General features: G+C 66.5%; 14 protein-coding genes. 6 read left to right on the forward strand and 8 right to left on the reverse strand.

Annotated features, from left to right (window positions below):
• The first annotated feature begins 33 nt into the window (after window positions 1–33).
• Window positions 34–1,539: a PLP-dependent aminotransferase family protein gene (locus FBY20_RS01055; protein WP_142049452.1), complete on the forward strand. Its 1,506-nt coding sequence runs from the start codon at window positions 34–36 to the stop codon at window positions 1,537–1,539.
• Here the strand turns inward: FBY20_RS01055 and FBY20_RS01060 are convergent.
• Together FBY20_RS01060 and FBY20_RS01065 are read right to left on the reverse strand one after the other, a co-directional pair.
• Window positions 1,536–1,832 (reverse strand): hypothetical protein, encoded by a 297-nt coding sequence (locus tag FBY20_RS01060; RefSeq protein WP_056316115.1) that lies wholly within the window; start codon window positions 1,830–1,832, stop codon window positions 1,536–1,538. The genes FBY20_RS01055 and FBY20_RS01060 overlap by 4 nt on opposite strands.
• Window positions 1,832–2,464: a LysE family translocator gene (locus FBY20_RS01065; protein WP_056316112.1), complete on the reverse strand. Its 633-nt coding sequence runs from the start codon at window positions 2,462–2,464 to the stop codon at window positions 1,832–1,834. The genes FBY20_RS01060 and FBY20_RS01065 overlap by 1 nt, the downstream gene beginning before the upstream one ends.
• 152 nt (window positions 2,465–2,616) lie before the next feature.
• On the opposite strand from FBY20_RS01065, the gene FBY20_RS01070 reads away from it, so the two are divergent.
• Window positions 2,617–3,450, forward strand: coding sequence for a DUF72 domain-containing protein (locus FBY20_RS01070; protein ID WP_142049455.1), 834 nt, complete (start codon window positions 2,617–2,619; stop codon window positions 3,448–3,450).
• Window positions 3,451–3,469: 19 nt separating this feature from the next.
• Here the strand turns inward: FBY20_RS01070 and gorA are convergent, their stop codons facing one another.
• Entirely contained in the window at window positions 3,470–4,828 is a 1,359-nt protein-coding gene (gene gorA, locus FBY20_RS01075; protein WP_108696703.1) for a glutathione-disulfide reductase, read from the reverse strand.
• A 182-nt stretch (window positions 4,829–5,010) separates the two neighbouring features.
• On the opposite strand from gorA, the gene FBY20_RS01080 reads away from it, so the two are divergent.
• Window positions 5,011–5,634: a LysE family translocator gene (locus FBY20_RS01080; RefSeq protein ID WP_108696702.1), complete on the forward strand. Its 624-nt coding sequence runs from the start codon at window positions 5,011–5,013 to the stop codon at window positions 5,632–5,634.
• Window positions 5,635–5,660: 26 nt separating this feature from the next.
• Here the strand turns inward: FBY20_RS01080 and FBY20_RS01085 are convergent, their stop codons facing one another.
• Window positions 5,661–5,987, reverse strand: coding sequence for a cytochrome c5 family protein (locus tag FBY20_RS01085; protein ID WP_142049457.1), 327 nt, complete (start codon window positions 5,985–5,987; stop codon window positions 5,661–5,663).
• A gap of 71 nt (window positions 5,988–6,058) precedes the next feature.
• Entirely contained in the window at window positions 6,059–7,141 is a 1,083-nt protein-coding gene (gene nirK, locus FBY20_RS01090; RefSeq protein WP_056316100.1) for a copper-containing nitrite reductase, read from the reverse strand.
• A gap of 191 nt (window positions 7,142–7,332) precedes the next feature.
• Here nirK and FBY20_RS01095 point away from each other — a divergent pair, with 191 nt between their 5' ends.
• Window positions 7,333–8,091 carry a Crp/Fnr family transcriptional regulator gene (locus FBY20_RS01095; protein WP_056316097.1) on the forward strand — a complete coding sequence of 253 codons (759 nt, stop codon included), beginning with the start codon at window positions 7,333–7,335 and terminating at the stop codon, window positions 8,089–8,091.
• On the opposite strand, the gene FBY20_RS01100 is transcribed toward FBY20_RS01095, so the two are convergent.
• Window positions 8,088–8,933, reverse strand: a complete 846-nt coding sequence (locus FBY20_RS01100; protein ID WP_142049460.1) for an SUMF1/EgtB/PvdO family nonheme iron enzyme — start codon at window positions 8,931–8,933, stop codon at window positions 8,088–8,090. The genes FBY20_RS01095 and FBY20_RS01100 overlap by 4 nt on opposite strands.
• Before the next feature lie 111 nt (window positions 8,934–9,044).
• Entirely contained in the window at window positions 9,045–11,330 is a 2,286-nt protein-coding gene (locus tag FBY20_RS01105; protein WP_142055762.1) for a nitric-oxide reductase large subunit, read from the reverse strand.
• A 212-nt stretch (window positions 11,331–11,542) separates the two neighbouring features.
• Here FBY20_RS01105 and FBY20_RS01110 point away from each other — a divergent pair, with 212 nt between their 5' ends.
• Window positions 11,543–12,253, forward strand: a complete 711-nt coding sequence (locus tag FBY20_RS01110; protein WP_142049463.1) for an aspartate/glutamate racemase family protein — start codon at window positions 11,543–11,545, stop codon at window positions 12,251–12,253.
• Between the two features lie 6 nt (window positions 12,254–12,259).
• On the opposite strand, the gene FBY20_RS01115 is transcribed toward FBY20_RS01110, so the two are convergent.
• Window positions 12,260–12,970, reverse strand: a complete 711-nt coding sequence (locus tag FBY20_RS01115; protein ID WP_142049467.1) for a Crp/Fnr family transcriptional regulator — start codon at window positions 12,968–12,970, stop codon at window positions 12,260–12,262.
• Window positions 12,971–13,130: 160 nt separating this feature from the next.
• On the opposite strand from FBY20_RS01115, the gene FBY20_RS01120 reads away from it, so the two are divergent.
• Complete coding sequence (locus FBY20_RS01120) at window positions 13,131–14,786, forward strand: acyl-CoA synthetase (protein ID WP_142049470.1); 1,656 nt, start codon at window positions 13,131–13,133, stop codon at window positions 14,784–14,786.
• Window positions 14,787–14,788: the final 2 nt, after the last annotated feature.

Raw genomic sequence — 14,788 nt, forward strand, 5'->3', positions numbered from 1 at the left:
AAAAGCGCCACGAACCGGGAATTTAATAGGGCCATGACCGACTCTACCTTGGGCGACGCCGCCAATGCTTCACTGCTGTCCAGTCCGCTTGCGCGCGGTCCGGGTTCGCTGCCGCGCCAGCGCCAGCTCATCCAGCGGCTCAAGCAGGCCATCCTGGCGGGCCAGCTTCCGGCAGGCGGCAAGCTGCCGTCGTCCCGCGCACTGTCCGAGGACCTGGCCATCTCGCGCAACACGGTGCTGATCGCGTACGAGCAACTGACGGCCGAGGGCTACGTGATCGCCGATCGCCAGGGCACGCGCGTGGCGCCGCTGTCGGCCGCGGCCCGCCACGCCGCCCGCCAGGCCGTGCCCAGCCCCACGCAGGCCCCGGCGACCGCCCGGCGCCTGGCCCGCATCGTCTCCACACGCCATGTCGCGGACGCCACGCTGCCGATGACGCCCGGCACGCCCGCGCTGACCCAATTCCCGCTGAATGCCTGGCGCCGCGCGCAGGACCGCGCGCTGCAGGCCGCCCCGGCCGCCGCGCTGGGCTATGGCGATCCGGCCGGCGAGCCCGCGCTGCGCGAGGCCATCGCCCAATACCTGCGCGTATCGCGCGGCGTGCATTGCGACGCTTCGCGCATCGTCATCACGGAAGGCGCGCAGGGCGGGCTGGCGCTATGCGTGCAACTGCTGACCAATCCCGGCGACACGGCCTGGCTGGAAGACCCGGGGTATCGCGGCGCCAAGGCCGCCTTTCATGCGGGCGATCTGAATGTCGTGGCCATGCGCGTGGATGCCGACGGCATCGTCATCCCGGAAAGCGCCTGGGCGCGCCAGCCGCCCCGCCTGATCCAGACGACGCCTTCGCACCAGTACCCCACCGGCGCGGTGCTGTCGCTGACGCGCCGGCTCGACCTGCTGGAACGCGCGCGGCGCGCGCACGCGTGGATCATCGAAGACGACTACGACAGCGAATTCCGCCATCAGGGCGAACCGATCGCCGCCATGCAGGGCCTGCTGCCGGACGCCCCGGTGCTGTACGTGGGCACATTCAGCAAAACCATGTTCCCTGCCCTGCGCCTGGGCTTTCTGGTGCTGCCCGAGGCCATCGCGCGCGAGGCCATGCCGTCCATCATCGAGATGCAGCGCGGCGGCCACCGGCTGGAGCAGCTCACCATGGCGGCCTTCATCGAAAACGGCCAGTTCTCGCGCCACCTGGGCCGCATGCGGCGGCTGTACCGCGAACGCCAGTCGGCGCTGCGCGAAGCGCTGGCGCAGCATCTGGGGATCGAACACGAGGTGCTGGGCGGACACTGCGGATTGCATCTGACCGTGCGGCTGCCGTCCGAATATGCGGATACGGCCATCGTGGCCGAAGCACGCAAGCTGGGCATGAATCCCGGCGCGCTGTCTTCGTTCGCGCTTACGCCGCGCCCCGAGGACAATGGTCTGGTGATCGGCTATGGCAACACCGGCGCGGAACGCTTTCCGGCGATGGTGCGGCGGTTGCGGGAGGTGGCCCAAGCGGTGGCAAAGGCGGTGCCGCGGGCCCGCTAGTCCACCAGCCCGCCCAGCACCAGCAGCGTCATGAACAGCCAGAAAAGGAACCCCAGAATCGAGCGCCGCAGCAGCGCCTTGACCGCGCCCCACAGGAACATGAGGCCCAGCGCCAGCAGCACCAGATTGAAGATCGACGGGCTCATGCCCATCGCGCCGGCCAGGCCGGCGTAGAAGTCCGCCAGCGCGCCGCCCAGGCCGCCCAAGAGCCATTTGATTCCTGCAACGATGGCGCGCAGGCCCTCGCCGAGCATGCCGCCCAGCGTCGCGAAAAATCCGTCCTGGGCCGGCATCAGCGTCGTGTATCCGCAAGCATCCGCACCGCCAGGCCGGCCAGCACCGTGCCCATCAGCCAGCGCTGCACCACCATCCACAGCGGGCGGCCCGCCAGGAAACCGGCAATGGAACCCGCCATGATCGCGATCAGCGCGTTCACGGACAGGCTGATCACGACCTGCGTCATGCCCAGCGCCAGCGATTGGGTGAAGACGCTGCCGTGATCGGGCTGGATGAATTGCGGCAGCAGCGACACGTACATGACCGCGATCTTGGGATTGAGCAGATTGGTCAGGAGGCCCATCGTGAACAATTGCCGCGGGCTGCTTTTGGGCAGGTCATGCACCTGAAACGGTGACCGGCCGCCCGGGCGGATCGCCTGCCACGCCATGTAGAGCAGGTAGAGCGCCCCGCCGATGCGCAGCGCGTCGTAGGCGTAGGGCACGGCCATCAGCAAGGCGGTGATGCCGAACGCCGCACAGGCCACGTAGAAGATGAACCCGACCGCCACGCCGCCCAGGGAAATCAGGCCGGCCTGCGGCCCTTGCGAAATGGAGCGGGACACCAGGTAGATCATGTTTGGGCCGGGTGTGAGCACCATGCCCAGCGCTACCAGGGCGAAAGTCAGCAGATGTGTCAGGTCGGGCATGGGAAGCCGGCGTGCGCCGGGCAAAAGTCGGATCGTGAATGCACACCTTAGCCGAAAACTGTACCGGAACAGCGGAATTTTCCGATGGGGTTGGCGGCTAGTCGCGCCGGCGATACAGTGGACCGCTCGACCCCTTTTGTGGAGCGCAGTCCATGCCGAAACGTCATCCGTCCCCGGCAGGCCGGGCCGCCGCGATCCGCGTTGGCATCGGCGGCTGGACCTTTGAGCCGTGGCGCGGCGGCGTCTTCTATCCCGACGACCTGCCGCACGCGCGCGAACTGGAATACGCCAGCCGGCAGGTCACGGCCATCGAGATCAACGGCACCTACTACGGCACGCAAAAGCCCGCCACGTTCGCCAAGTGGCGCGACGAGACACCCGAGGATTTTGTGTTTTCGCTCAAGGCCTCGCGCTATTGCACCAACCGGCGCGAGCTGGCGGGCGCGGGGGACTCGATCGATCGGTTCATTAAAAGCGGCATCGCCGAATTGGGCGCGAAGCTCGGCCCCATCGTGTGGCAGTTTGCCCCGACCAAGCAGTTCGATCCAAAGGACTTCGGGGCCTTCCTGGAATTGCTGCCGGACAAGGTGGACGGACTGCCCTTGCGGCATGCGCTGGACGTGCGTCATGCCAGCTTTGCCTGCGAGGAATATCTGGACCTGGCGCGCCGCCATCGCGCAGCGACCGTCTACACCGACAGCGATGAGTTTCCCGCCATTGCCGACCGGACGGGCGACTTTGTGTACGCGCGGCTGATGCGCGCCAGCACCCGGTACAAGGCCGGGTATGCGCCCAAGGCGCTGGACGCCTGGGCAGAGCGCCTGCAGGCCTGGTCGCGCGGCGCCCATCCGGACGACCTGCCGCGCATCGGCGCACCGGCCAAACCTGCCAAGTCTGCCAAGGTTCAGGACGTCTTTGCGTACTTCATCAATGGGGCAAAAGAACGCGCGCCGGCAGCGGCGCGCGTCATGATCGAACGCCTGTAGCGTCAGGCGTTCGCGCGTCTTACTGCGCGACTGGCGTGCGCATCGTGACGAACTCTTCAGCCGCCGTGGGATGGATGCCGATGGTGTCGTCGAAGACGGCCTTGGTTGCGCCCGCCTTCAGCGCCACGGCAAGCCCCTGCACGATTTCGCCGGCCTCCGGGCCCACCATGTGCACGCCCAGCACGCGATCGGTCTGCGCGTCGACGATCACCTTCATCAGCGTGCGTTCCTGCGACTCGGTCAGCGTCAGTTTCATGGGCCGGAAGCGGCTTTCGAAAAGCCGCAGCTCGTACCCGGCGTCACGCGCCTCTTCGGTGGTCAGGCCCACGGTGCCGATGTTCGGCAGGCTGAACACGGCGGTGGGAATCAGCTTGTAGTCGACCTTGCGATACTCCTGCGGGCGGAACAGCCGGCGCGCAACGGCCATGCCTTCGGCCAGCGCCACCGGGGTAAGCGGCACGCGGCCGATCACGTCGCCGATGGCCAGGATGGAAGGTTCCGCGGTGCGGTATTCGTCATCCACGTCAATGAAGCCGTCCTCGCGCAGCTTCACGCCGGTGTTCTCCAGCCCCAGGTTGTCCAGCATCGGACGGCGGCCCGTCGCGTAGAACACGCAATCGGTCTCGATGACGGAGCCGTCCTTGCAGGTGGCGGCCAGCGAGCCGTCCGCGCGCTTGTCGATGCGGGCGACCTCGGTGTTCATGCGCAGGTCGATGCCCTTCTTGACCAGTTCGTCGCGCAGGTGTTCGCGCACGCCCAGGTCAAAGCCGCGCAGGAACAGCGGACCGCGGTAGGACTGAATGGTCTGCGCGCCCAGGCCGTTGAAAATGGACGCAAATTCCACGGCGATGTAGCCGCCGCCCACGACCAGCACGCGGCGCGGCAGGTCTTTCAGGAAGAAGGCCTCGTTGGACGTGATGGCGTGTTCCTTGCCCGGAATGTCGGGCACCTGCGGCCAGCCGCCGGTCGCGACCAGGATGTGCGCGGCGCTGTAGGTCTTGCCGTTGATGTCGACCGTGTTCGGATCGACGATGCGCGCGTGGCCTTCGAGCAGCGTCACGCCGCTGTTGACCAGCAGATTGCGGTAGATGCCGTTCAGGCGTTCGATCTCGCGGTTCTTGTTGGCGATCAGCGTGGGCCAGTCGAACTTTGGCGCATCCGCGGTCCAGCCAAAGCCATGCGCCTGTTCGAAGTCTTCGCTGTAGTGTGCGCCGTAGACCAGCAGCTTCTTGGGCACGCAACCCACGTTGACACACGTGCCGCCCAGGTAGCGGCTTTCGGCCACGGCCACGCGCGCGCCGAAGCTGGCCGAAAAACGGGCTGCGCGCACGCCGCCCGAGCCCGCGCCAATCACAAACAGGTCAAAGTCAAATGCCATGGGGTTTCCTTCGCGCGGCCTGGCGGCCGGCGTTCACTGTCCGGGAAAGCTGTATTTAACACCACGGCGTCGCGGACTGCCGGGTCTCGGATGCCGGCAGCCCTGATTCTCAGGCCGCCCCGGTTGGGATACATTGGCCGCAGCCGGCCCCACGCGCCGGTCCCTCTTGCGGAGTTCCTTCCATGTCTCTCGAAACCTGGCTGGCCTTCCTGGGCGCCTCGGCCCTGCTTGTCATGCTGCCCGGCCCCACCATCCTGACCGTGATCAGCTATTCGCTTACCCACGGCAAGCGCGCCCGCCTGCCGCTGGTGCTGGCCGTGGCGCTGGGCGATTCGACCGCCCTGGTGCTGTCGCTGCTGGGCCTGGGCGCGCTGCTGGCCGCGTCCGCCTTCTGGTTCACGGTGGTCAAGACCGTCGGCGGCCTGTATCTGCTGTATCTGGGTTACCGGCTGCTGCGCGCCGGCGTGTCGCCGGCCACGCTTCCCGCCGCCAAGCCGGTGGGTTCACGCTGGAAGCTCTTTGCCAACACGTATCTGGTGACCGCGCTGAACCCCAAGGGCATGATCTTCTTCGTGGCCTTCCTGCCGCAGTTCATCGATCCGGCGGGCGATGTGACGCGGCAGTTGTGGATGCTGTCGGCCACCTTTGTGGCCTGCGCGGGCATCAATGCCGCGGCCTACGCCATCTTTGCGGGCTCGGCCCGGCGGATGCTGGTGTCGCCGCGCGCACAGCGCGGCTTCAACCTGGGCGGCGGCGCGCTGATGTCGGCCGCCGGCGTGTGGGCCTTGCTGGCCCGCCGCGTGTAGGGGCGCGCGCCGCCAGCCGTCGAGCGCTACTTCGCTGCCGCCATCATGTATTCCACGGCGGCGCGCAGCGTGGCCTCGTCTGCCGCCGAACCGCCGCGCGGCGGCATGGCGCCCTTGCCTTTCAGCACGGTGACCATCAGCGCATCCGTGCCTTGCGCCAGAAAAGGCGTCCAGGCTTGTTTGTCGCCCAGCTTGGGGGCATTGGCCACGCCGCTGGCATGACACACCACACAGGCGGATTTATAGAGCTTTTCTCCGGCGGGATTGACGGCGGCAAGCGTGTCGGCCGCGGCATGCTGCACGGGCAGTCCCGTCAGCGCAAGGGCAAAGGCGATTCGAGCAATAAGAGGCATGGCAGCAATTCCAGGCGTGGGGTTGATAGCAAACCGGCAGGCCGCGCGGCGCGCGCCCTGCCGTCTGGGCATTACTGCGGGATGGGGCCCGGCGCCTTGATCTGCTTCATCAGGTCGTCGTTCCACTTGCCCTCGACCTTGATGTGCCCGGCCGCGCCCAGCTCGAAGGCTTCGATCAGGTTGTGGTTCAGGTAGGCATACACGCCCGGCTGCTTGAACGTGTACAGCGCCGCGCCCGCCGAACCGCCGCGGATGAACCAGGTTTCCAGGTCCTTTTCGGGCGGATTGTTGAACTTGCCGGTTTCCCAGACCCAGTCGCCGTGGCCGCCGATCAGGTGGGGCCGCGTGTCGCGATTGGCTTGCGAATGGATCAGCAGCACGGTTTCGCCGACCTTGGCGGTAAGCGCGTTGTCGCCGGTCAGGGCGCCAACCTTGCCGTTGAAGACGATGTGCGACGGGGTCAGCTTGCGCATGACTTCCACGGTGTCGCCATAACTTTCAGCGAGGGTCGCGTAGTCTTTGTACTTGCCGTTGGCGTCTTTGGGGATGTACAGGTCGAACTCGCCGATGGTGTAGACGCGGTCGTACTTGAGCGGCTTGCCTTGCGGGTCCTTCAGGCCTTCGCGCGGCAACACCATGATCGTGCCGCTCATGCCGGACACCACATGCCACGGCACCATGCCTTCCGGCGCGCAGTGATAGACGAAGGTGCCGGCGCGGTCGGCCTTGAAGCGCATGGTGGCTTGTTCGCCGGGGTTCACGTTGGTCAGCTTGGCGCCGCCCAAGGCGCCCGTGGCGGCGTGGAAGTCGACGTTGTGCGGCATCGCATTGGACTTGGGATTGACCAGGGTCAATTCCACGTAATCGCCCTCGTGCACGACCATCGTGGGGCCGGGCATGGATCCGTTGAATGTCATGGCCTGCAGCGTGGTGCCCTTGCTGTCGATGACCATCTTCTTTTCTTCGATGGTCATGGTGAATTCGACAACCTTGGGTCCCGACTTGGCCACCTGCTCATGCGGGTGAACCAACGGCGGGGCGACCAGCGTGACCTTGGCGCGCGGCAGCGTGTCTGCGTTCTGGGCGGAAGCCAGGCCACCCGCCATCGTGAACATCAAGGCGGCGGCAAGCAAGGTGGGGCGCAACGCGTTCATGTGCTACTCCTCTTTCGGTTTCTTCAAAGCCGAGTCTGTCGGCACCTCCATTGAAGAACCGCGAGCGATCGCGTTCTTTGCTGTAGCGCAAATTCGGGATAACCCTGCGGCCGCCCGCAAGTTGTCATGGTGCCCCTCAGGTGTCACCATCGTTCCGTGGAAAATCCCTCCACGTCCACACGCGGACCGCCATGCCATCGCCTTTATGCCATGCCCTGCTGCGCAACCTGGATCTGTTCAGGCCCTTGTCCGATGCGCAGCTAGACACCGCGCTCAACGACGCCGTTCCCTGCCGCCTTGAAGCCGGCGAAGCCGCTTACCGGCAAGGCGCCGAAGGCGCCCATTTCTTCGTGTTGCTGCACGGCTGCCTCAAGGTCACCCAAATTACATCGGAAGGCGATCAAGTTGTCGTGAGATATGTCAATCCGGGCGATATGTTTGGCCTGGCTTGCGCAATGCGGCAGTCCTGTTACCCCGCCAGCGTATTGGCCGTGCAGGAAAGCGTGTGCCTGGCGTGGCCGGCGTCGGCCTGGGAGGGCTTCATGGGCAGCCATCCGCAACTGGGCGCGATTGCGCTGCAGACCATGGGACAACGGCTGCAGGATGCGCACCTGCGCATCCAGGAATTGTCCACCGACGAAGTCGAACAGCGCGTGGCGCGGGCCATCCTGCGGCTGGTGCAGCAATCGGGGCAGCCCATGCACGACGGCATCGGCATCAGCTTTCCGATCACGCGGCAAGACGTCGCCGAAATGACCGGCACCACGCTGCACACCGTCAGCCGGCTGCTCAGCGACTGGAAGCAGCGCGGCATCGTCAGCAGCGGCCGCAAGCGCATCGTGCTTCGCTCGCCCGCCGCCCTGGCCAGCCTGTCGCAGAACGCGCAGCCGGCCATGGACTGCGCGTCGTGCCTGTCTTGCCGCAACGGGTCACCGGCAACAGGCCACTAGCCCTCTTCCAATACCAGCCGCATCCCCAGGTTCGCGGGCGGCACGCCGACCGAACACGCGCCGTTCTTGGGATCGCGGATGAAATCAGGCAGGTACGCAATATGCCGTCCGGCCGCGACGCGTATGCCGCAGTTGCGGCTCAGGTCCGCGTCTTCGGCAGCGTCCGGCGCCGCGTCCAGCACGCGGCGCGAGTGGCAATCGGACGTCCAGTCCCACACGCTGCCCGCCATGTCCTTCAGGCCGGCCGCGTTGGCGCCATACTGGCCAAACGGCCGCACGTCGATGTCGGCACCCTGCTTGCTGCGGCGGATTTCCTGTTCGTATTCCGCCAGCCAGCGCTGCGCGGGGTCGTTGGGCGCCTGGCCGTTGTCTTGCAAGGCGGCAGGCGGCGATTCTTCGCGATAGGCCTCGCCGGCCGCGTAGATCCATTCGGCGTAGCGCGGCAAGCGATAGCGCTGGCCGGTCGAGCCCGATAGCCACGCGGCGTAGGCTGTCGCGTCGGACCAGCTGATGCCGGTGGCGGGCAGATCGGCAGATGCGTCCTTGCGGTGCGCCGCGTCCAGCGGTTTGCAGGCGCCGGCGGCCACGCACGCCGCGTATTCGGCCTGGCTGACCTGCCGCGTCATGATGGCGACGCCGCGCGGGTGGCGGGTGGTGACCGGTGCGGGGGTGACGGGATAGCCGTTGCGCAGCGCCTCGCCGGGGGGCTGATGCGTGACCTCTCCGGGCGGTAGCCGCGTAAGGTCAGGCAACGCAAAGCGGGCCCGGTCTGCGGGCCCGCAAGCGATCAACAACAATGTCATGGCGCCGGCAAAGGTTGCGGCAATGGGCAGGAAGCGCATGCGGAGTTTCTCCGAAGCGCCTGCGCCAGGCCGGCGCAGGCTTTGCTTCCATTGGACCGGGAGGTCCCCTTCGCAACGTTGCGCTGGCGCAAAGTCGCGAAGGTACGCAGGTCAGCCGCGTGCCGCCTTGGGCGTCAGGCGCGGTTCGACCAGTGCGGGCTTGCTGCTGAGAAGGCCCAGGATCACTTGCATGACCATGGCCAGCGCGCCCAGCAGGAACACGACGTCGCCGAACGTGCGGCCCCAGCGCAGGGTCTTGAGCAGGTCCTGCTGCATGAAGGCTTCGCTGCGGGCGTACCACATGCCTTCGCTGACGCTGGCATGGAACTGGATCAGGCCCACGGGCAACAGGCTGGTGAAGATCATCAGGGCCAGACCGATGTTCATGCCCCAGAACGCCAGCTTCATCAGGCCCGGATTCAACGCGTACTGCGGACGGATGTAGCGCAGGACCAGCAGCGTGAAGCCAAGCGCCAGGAAGCCGTACACCCCGAACAGCGCGGCGTGCGCGTGCACCGGCGTGGTGTTCAGACCCTGGATGTAGTACAGCGAGATGGGCGGGTTGATCATGAAGCCGAAGACGCCGGCGCCCAGCATGTTCCAGAAGGCCACGGCCACGAAGCACATCAGCGGCCACTTCAGGTTGTCCATCCAGGCGGCGCGGGTCTTCAGGCGCCAGTTTTCCCAGGCTTCATAGCCCAGCACGATCAGCGGCACCACTTCCAGCGCCGAGAAGCTGGCGCCCACCGCCATCACAGGCGTGGTGGTGCCCGCGAAATACAGGTGGTGGAACGTGCCGGGAATGCCACCCAGCATGAACAGCGAGGCCGAAGCCAGGCTGGCTGTGGTTGCCATGCGGCGCGACACGAGACCCAGCGTGGAGAAGATGAACGCGAGCGCCGTGGTGGCGAACACTTCGAAGAAGCCTTCGACCCACAGGTGGACGATCCACCAGCGCCAGTACTCCATGACGGTCAGGTGCGTGCGTTCGCCGTAGAAAAAGCCCGCGCCGTAGAAAAGACCAATGGCGCCGACCGATGCCGTCAAGAGCGCCAGCAGGTTCTTGTCGCCGCCCGGCGTGCGCAGCGCGGGCACGATGCCGCGCAGCATCAGCACCAGCCAGAAGCAGATGCCCGCAAACTTGCCGATCTGCCACAGGCGGCCCAGGTCGACGTATTCATAGCCTTGATGGCCCAGCCAGAAGTTCAGCTCGGGCGGCATGATCTGTGCAATGGCCAGGTAGTTGCCGGTAAACGAGCCGACCACGACCAGCACCAGCGCCCAGAACAGGATGTCCACGCCCACCTTCTGGTACTTGGGATCGCGACCGCCGTTGATCAGCGGCGCCAGGAACAGGCCGGCGGCCAGGAACCCGGTTGCGATCCAGAACAGGGCGCTCTGGATGTGCCAGGTGCGCACCAGCGAATACGGGAACCACTGAGAGACGTCGATGCCATAGAACTTCTGTCCTTCAACGGTGTAGTGCGCGGTGAACCCGCCCAGCAGCACCTGGAATCCGAACAGCGCCACGACCAGGAACAGGTACTTGCCCAGCGCGCGCTGCGAGGGCGTCAGGGCGAAGGTGGTCAGCGGATCGCGGGCGGGCGCCTGCGGTTCGTCTTCTTCCTGGCCGCGCAGGAACGCCCACGCCCAGACCAGGAAGCCGATGCCTGCCAGCAGCACGACGACGCTGATGATGGACCACATGACGTTTTCAGCGCTGGGCTGGTTGCCGATCAGCGGTTCATGCGGCCAGTTGTTGGTGTACGTGACCGGCTTGCCTTCGCGTTCGGTTGCCGCGGCCCAGGCCGTCCAGAAGAAAAAGTGCGTGAGCTGCTGGCGGCGCGTGGCGTCCGGCAGCGTGTTTTCCTTCATGGCGAAGCTCTCGCGGCTGCCTTGCAGGGCCGGCGCATCGGAGAACAACTGGTCGTAATAGGCCGCCGTCTGCTCGATGGCCTTGGCGCGGCGCGGCGTGATGGTCAGCGTGTCGGTCGCGGCGTCGCTGCGATTGGCGCGGTACTCGGCCTTGAGCGTTTCGCGCAGCGCGGCCTGCTGCGGTTTGGACAGGTCGGCGTAGGCCTGGCCGTGCTCGTCGCGCGCGGCCAGGTCCAGCCAGGCCATCAGCTCGCGGTGCAGCCAGTCGGCCGTCCAGTCGGGCGCCTGGTAGGCGCCGTGGCCCCAGATCGAACCGAGCTGCATGCCGCCCACGGACTGCCAGGCGGTCTGCCCATCCAGGATGTCTTCGCGCCCGAACAGCGCACGGCCGTCGGACGTCACCACATGACCGGGGATCGGCGGCGCCTGGCGGTAGACTTCGCCGCCGTAAAACCCGAGCAGTGCAAATGTGATCGCCACCACGGCGATCAACGTGAACCATAATTTCCGATACGGACCCATGATGGGAACGCCCTCCTGTGTTGCGGTTGGTTGGGTACGTGTCCTCATGCGAAATCCGTGCCAGAAAAAAACCACGCAGGATCAACAGGTTGGATTCTTTGTGGTGTTTTTTACTATCGCGATTGCGGGTATAAACAACCCCTGCATGGTGAATTTGACCCTGATCCGCCCGCCATCTGGTCCATTGGACCCTTACAGAAGGAATCGCCTGGATGAACGCCACGCCGCTGCACATTGGCATCGTCGCCTGCTCCGCCGAAGGCGCCGCGCTTTGCTACCGCACCCTGTGCGCCGAAGGCGCGCAGCGCATGGGCCCGCATGCGCATCCCGAGATCTCGCTGCACACGCATTCGCTGGCGGACTATGTCGCCTGCCTGGATGCCCGCGACCTGGACGGCGTGGCCGCCCTGATGCTTTCGTCGGCCAACAAGCTGGCGCGCGCGGGCGCCGACTTTCTGATCTGCCCGGACAACACCATCCATCAGGCGTTCGGCGGCGTCGTGGCGGACTCGCCGCGTCCGTGGCTGCACATCGCCCAGGAAGTGGCCGGGGAAGCGGCGGCGCGCGGCTACCGGCGCGTGGGCATCCTGGGCACGCACTGGCTGGTGGACAGCGACGTCTACCCCGCAGCCTTCAGTGCCCGCGGCCTGGCATATGCGCGGCCGGGGCAGGACGACCGCCGGCTGCTGGGCCGCATCATCATGGACGAGCTGGTCTATGGCGTCTTCGAGCCGGCCTCGGTGTCCCGGCTGCAAGGCATCGTCCAACGAATGAAGGACGACGGATGCGACGCGGTCGTGCTGGGCTGCACCGAACTGCCGCTGGTGCTGAACGATGGCAACTGCGTCCTGCCGACGCTGGACTCGACCCGCGTGCTGGCGCGCGCCGCGCTGGACCGTGCGCTGGGCGGCCCGGCCGCCTGACGGCGGTCAGATCTGATCCAGCCCGTACTGGCGCAAGCGCGACAGGTCCCGCACCTTGATCTGGTTGTAGGCGAGCGCCAGGATGCCCTGGTCGGCCAGCGTCTGCAGCGCCTGGTTGACCCGCTGGCGCGACAGCCCCGTCAGGTAACCCAGTTCTTCCTGCGAAATCGCCAGCGTCAGGTCGGTGGACGGATACAGCTGCGGATTGAACAACTGCGCCAGCGATTGCGCCACGCGCGCGTCGGCATCCAGCAAACGGTGGTTCTGGATGGACGCGATGAACTCGCCCATGCGGTCATTCAACTGGCCGATGACAAAGTGCGAAAACGGCAGGCTGGCCGACAGCAGCGCGTGGAAGGTCGCGGTGGGCACCATCATCACCAGCGACGGCTGGATGGCCACGACATCGTATTTGCGCAGCTCGCGCTTGATGACGCTGCCCTCGCCGAACCAGCCGCCCGGCGGCACGCCCGAGAACGTGCAACTGCGGCCGGATTCGTTATAGATGGCCAGCTTGAGCAGTCCTTGGCTGACACCCAGCCAGTAGTCCGACGGCGCGTTGCGCCGCGCAATCCATGCGCCGCTGGCCACGTGTTCCGCGCGCGAGGTCGCCAGCACCAGCGCCTGGTGCCGCGCATCCAGCGCCCCGAACCACGTACAGGCGCGAAACAGCGCAGGCAGTTCGTCGGCGGAAACTGTGTTTGAAACATCGGACATGGGAAGAACCGTGTAAAACTTGAGGAATGCGCAACCGGCCGGGGGTCTGTCATGCAGGCGACAGACGCCATTTTCCAGCCGGCCATAAGCTAGGGCAAGCGACGGGGATCAACACCCCGCGGACTTGATAAGGGGTCAACCCGCCCCATTGGAGACAAGCATGACCGGCATGTTCGATCACGGCCTTGAACGCCGCGAGGCCAACTACGAAGCCCTGACCCCCGTGGATTTCATCGCCCGGGCGGCGCAAGTCTATGGCCAGCGGCTGGCCATCGTCCACGGCAAGGTCCGCCGGACCTGGGCGCAGACCTATGAACGCGCCCAGCGCCTGGCCGGCGCCCTGGCCCAGGCCGGCATCCAGCGCGGCGAAACGGTCGCTGTCATGCTGCCCAACATTCCCGCCATGATCGAGGCGCACTTTGGCGTGCCCATGCTGGGCGCCGTGCTGAACACCCTGAACACCCGCCTGGACGCGCCCAGCGTGCTGTTCATGCTGGGCCACGGCGAAGCCCGGGCGCTGATCGTCGACACCGAATACGCCGACGTCGCCCAGCGCGCCCGCGCCGAATTCCCGCACCTGAAGATCATTTCGGTGCACGACCTGGAAAGCGCTCCCGCCACGCTGCCGGGCGCCACCGACTACGAGGACTTCCTGGCGGCCGCGCCCGCCACCTACGACTGGAAGCCGCCCGCCGACGAATGGGACGCCATCGCGCTGAACTACACGTCCGGCACCACGGGCGATCCGAAGGGCGTGGTCTACCACTACCGCGGCGCCTACCTGAACGCGGTCAGCAACATCCTCGAATGGGACATGCCCAAGCATCCCGTCTACCTGTGGACGCTGCCGCTCTTTCATTGCAATGGATGGTGCTTCGCCTGGACCATCGCGGCGCGCGCGGGCGTCAACGTCTGCCTGCGCAAGTTCGACCCGAAGACGGTGTTCGACCTGATCCGCGACGAAGGCGTCACCCACTACTGCGGCGCGCCCATCGTGCAAAGCGCGCTGGCCAACGCCCCGGCCGAGCTGCGCGCCGGCATCACCCACACCGTGCGCACCATGGTGGCGGGCGCCGCGCCCGCGCCGGCCGTGATCGACAAGATGCGCGAGATCGGCTTTGAACTCACCCACGTGTACGGCCTGACCGAAGTCTACGGACCCGCCGCAGTCTGCGCCCACCAGGACGCGTGGGACGCGCTGGACCCCGAGCGCCGCGCGTTGCTGACCGCCCGCCAGGGCGTGCGCTATCACCTGCAGGCCGGCGTCTCGGTGCGCGACCCCGACACCATGCAGGAGGTGCCGCCCGACGAACAGACCATCGGCGAAGTCATGTTCCGCGGCAACATCTGCATGAAGGGCTACCTGAAGAACGCCCGCGCGACCGAGGACGCCTTTGCCGGCGGCTGGTTCCACACCGGCGACCTGGGCGTCATGACGGCCGACGGCTATGTCCGCATCAAGGACCGCAGCAAGGACATCATCATCTCGGGCGGCGAGAACATCTCCAGCATCGAGGTCGAGGACGCGCTCTACCGGCATCCCGCCGTGGCGGCCGTGGCCGTCGTGGCGATGCCGGATCCCAAATGGGGCGAGACGCCCTGCGCCTTCGTCGAGCTCAAGCCCGGCTGCACCGCCACCGCCGAGGAAATCATCGCGCACTGCAAGCTGCTGTTGTCGGGCTTCAAGGTGCCGCGCGCGGTGCGCTTCGGTGAACTGCCCAAGACCTCCACCGGCAAGATCCAGAAATTCGAGCTGCGCGCCGCCGTCGGCGCCACGTCCGCCATCGACGTGGCCGACCCCGGCAAGCCGGCCTGATC

This window comes from Achromobacter sp. SLBN-14, assembly GCF_006715415.1.
Lineage (GTDB): Bacteria > Pseudomonadota > Gammaproteobacteria > Burkholderiales > Burkholderiaceae_B > Achromobacter > Achromobacter mucicolens.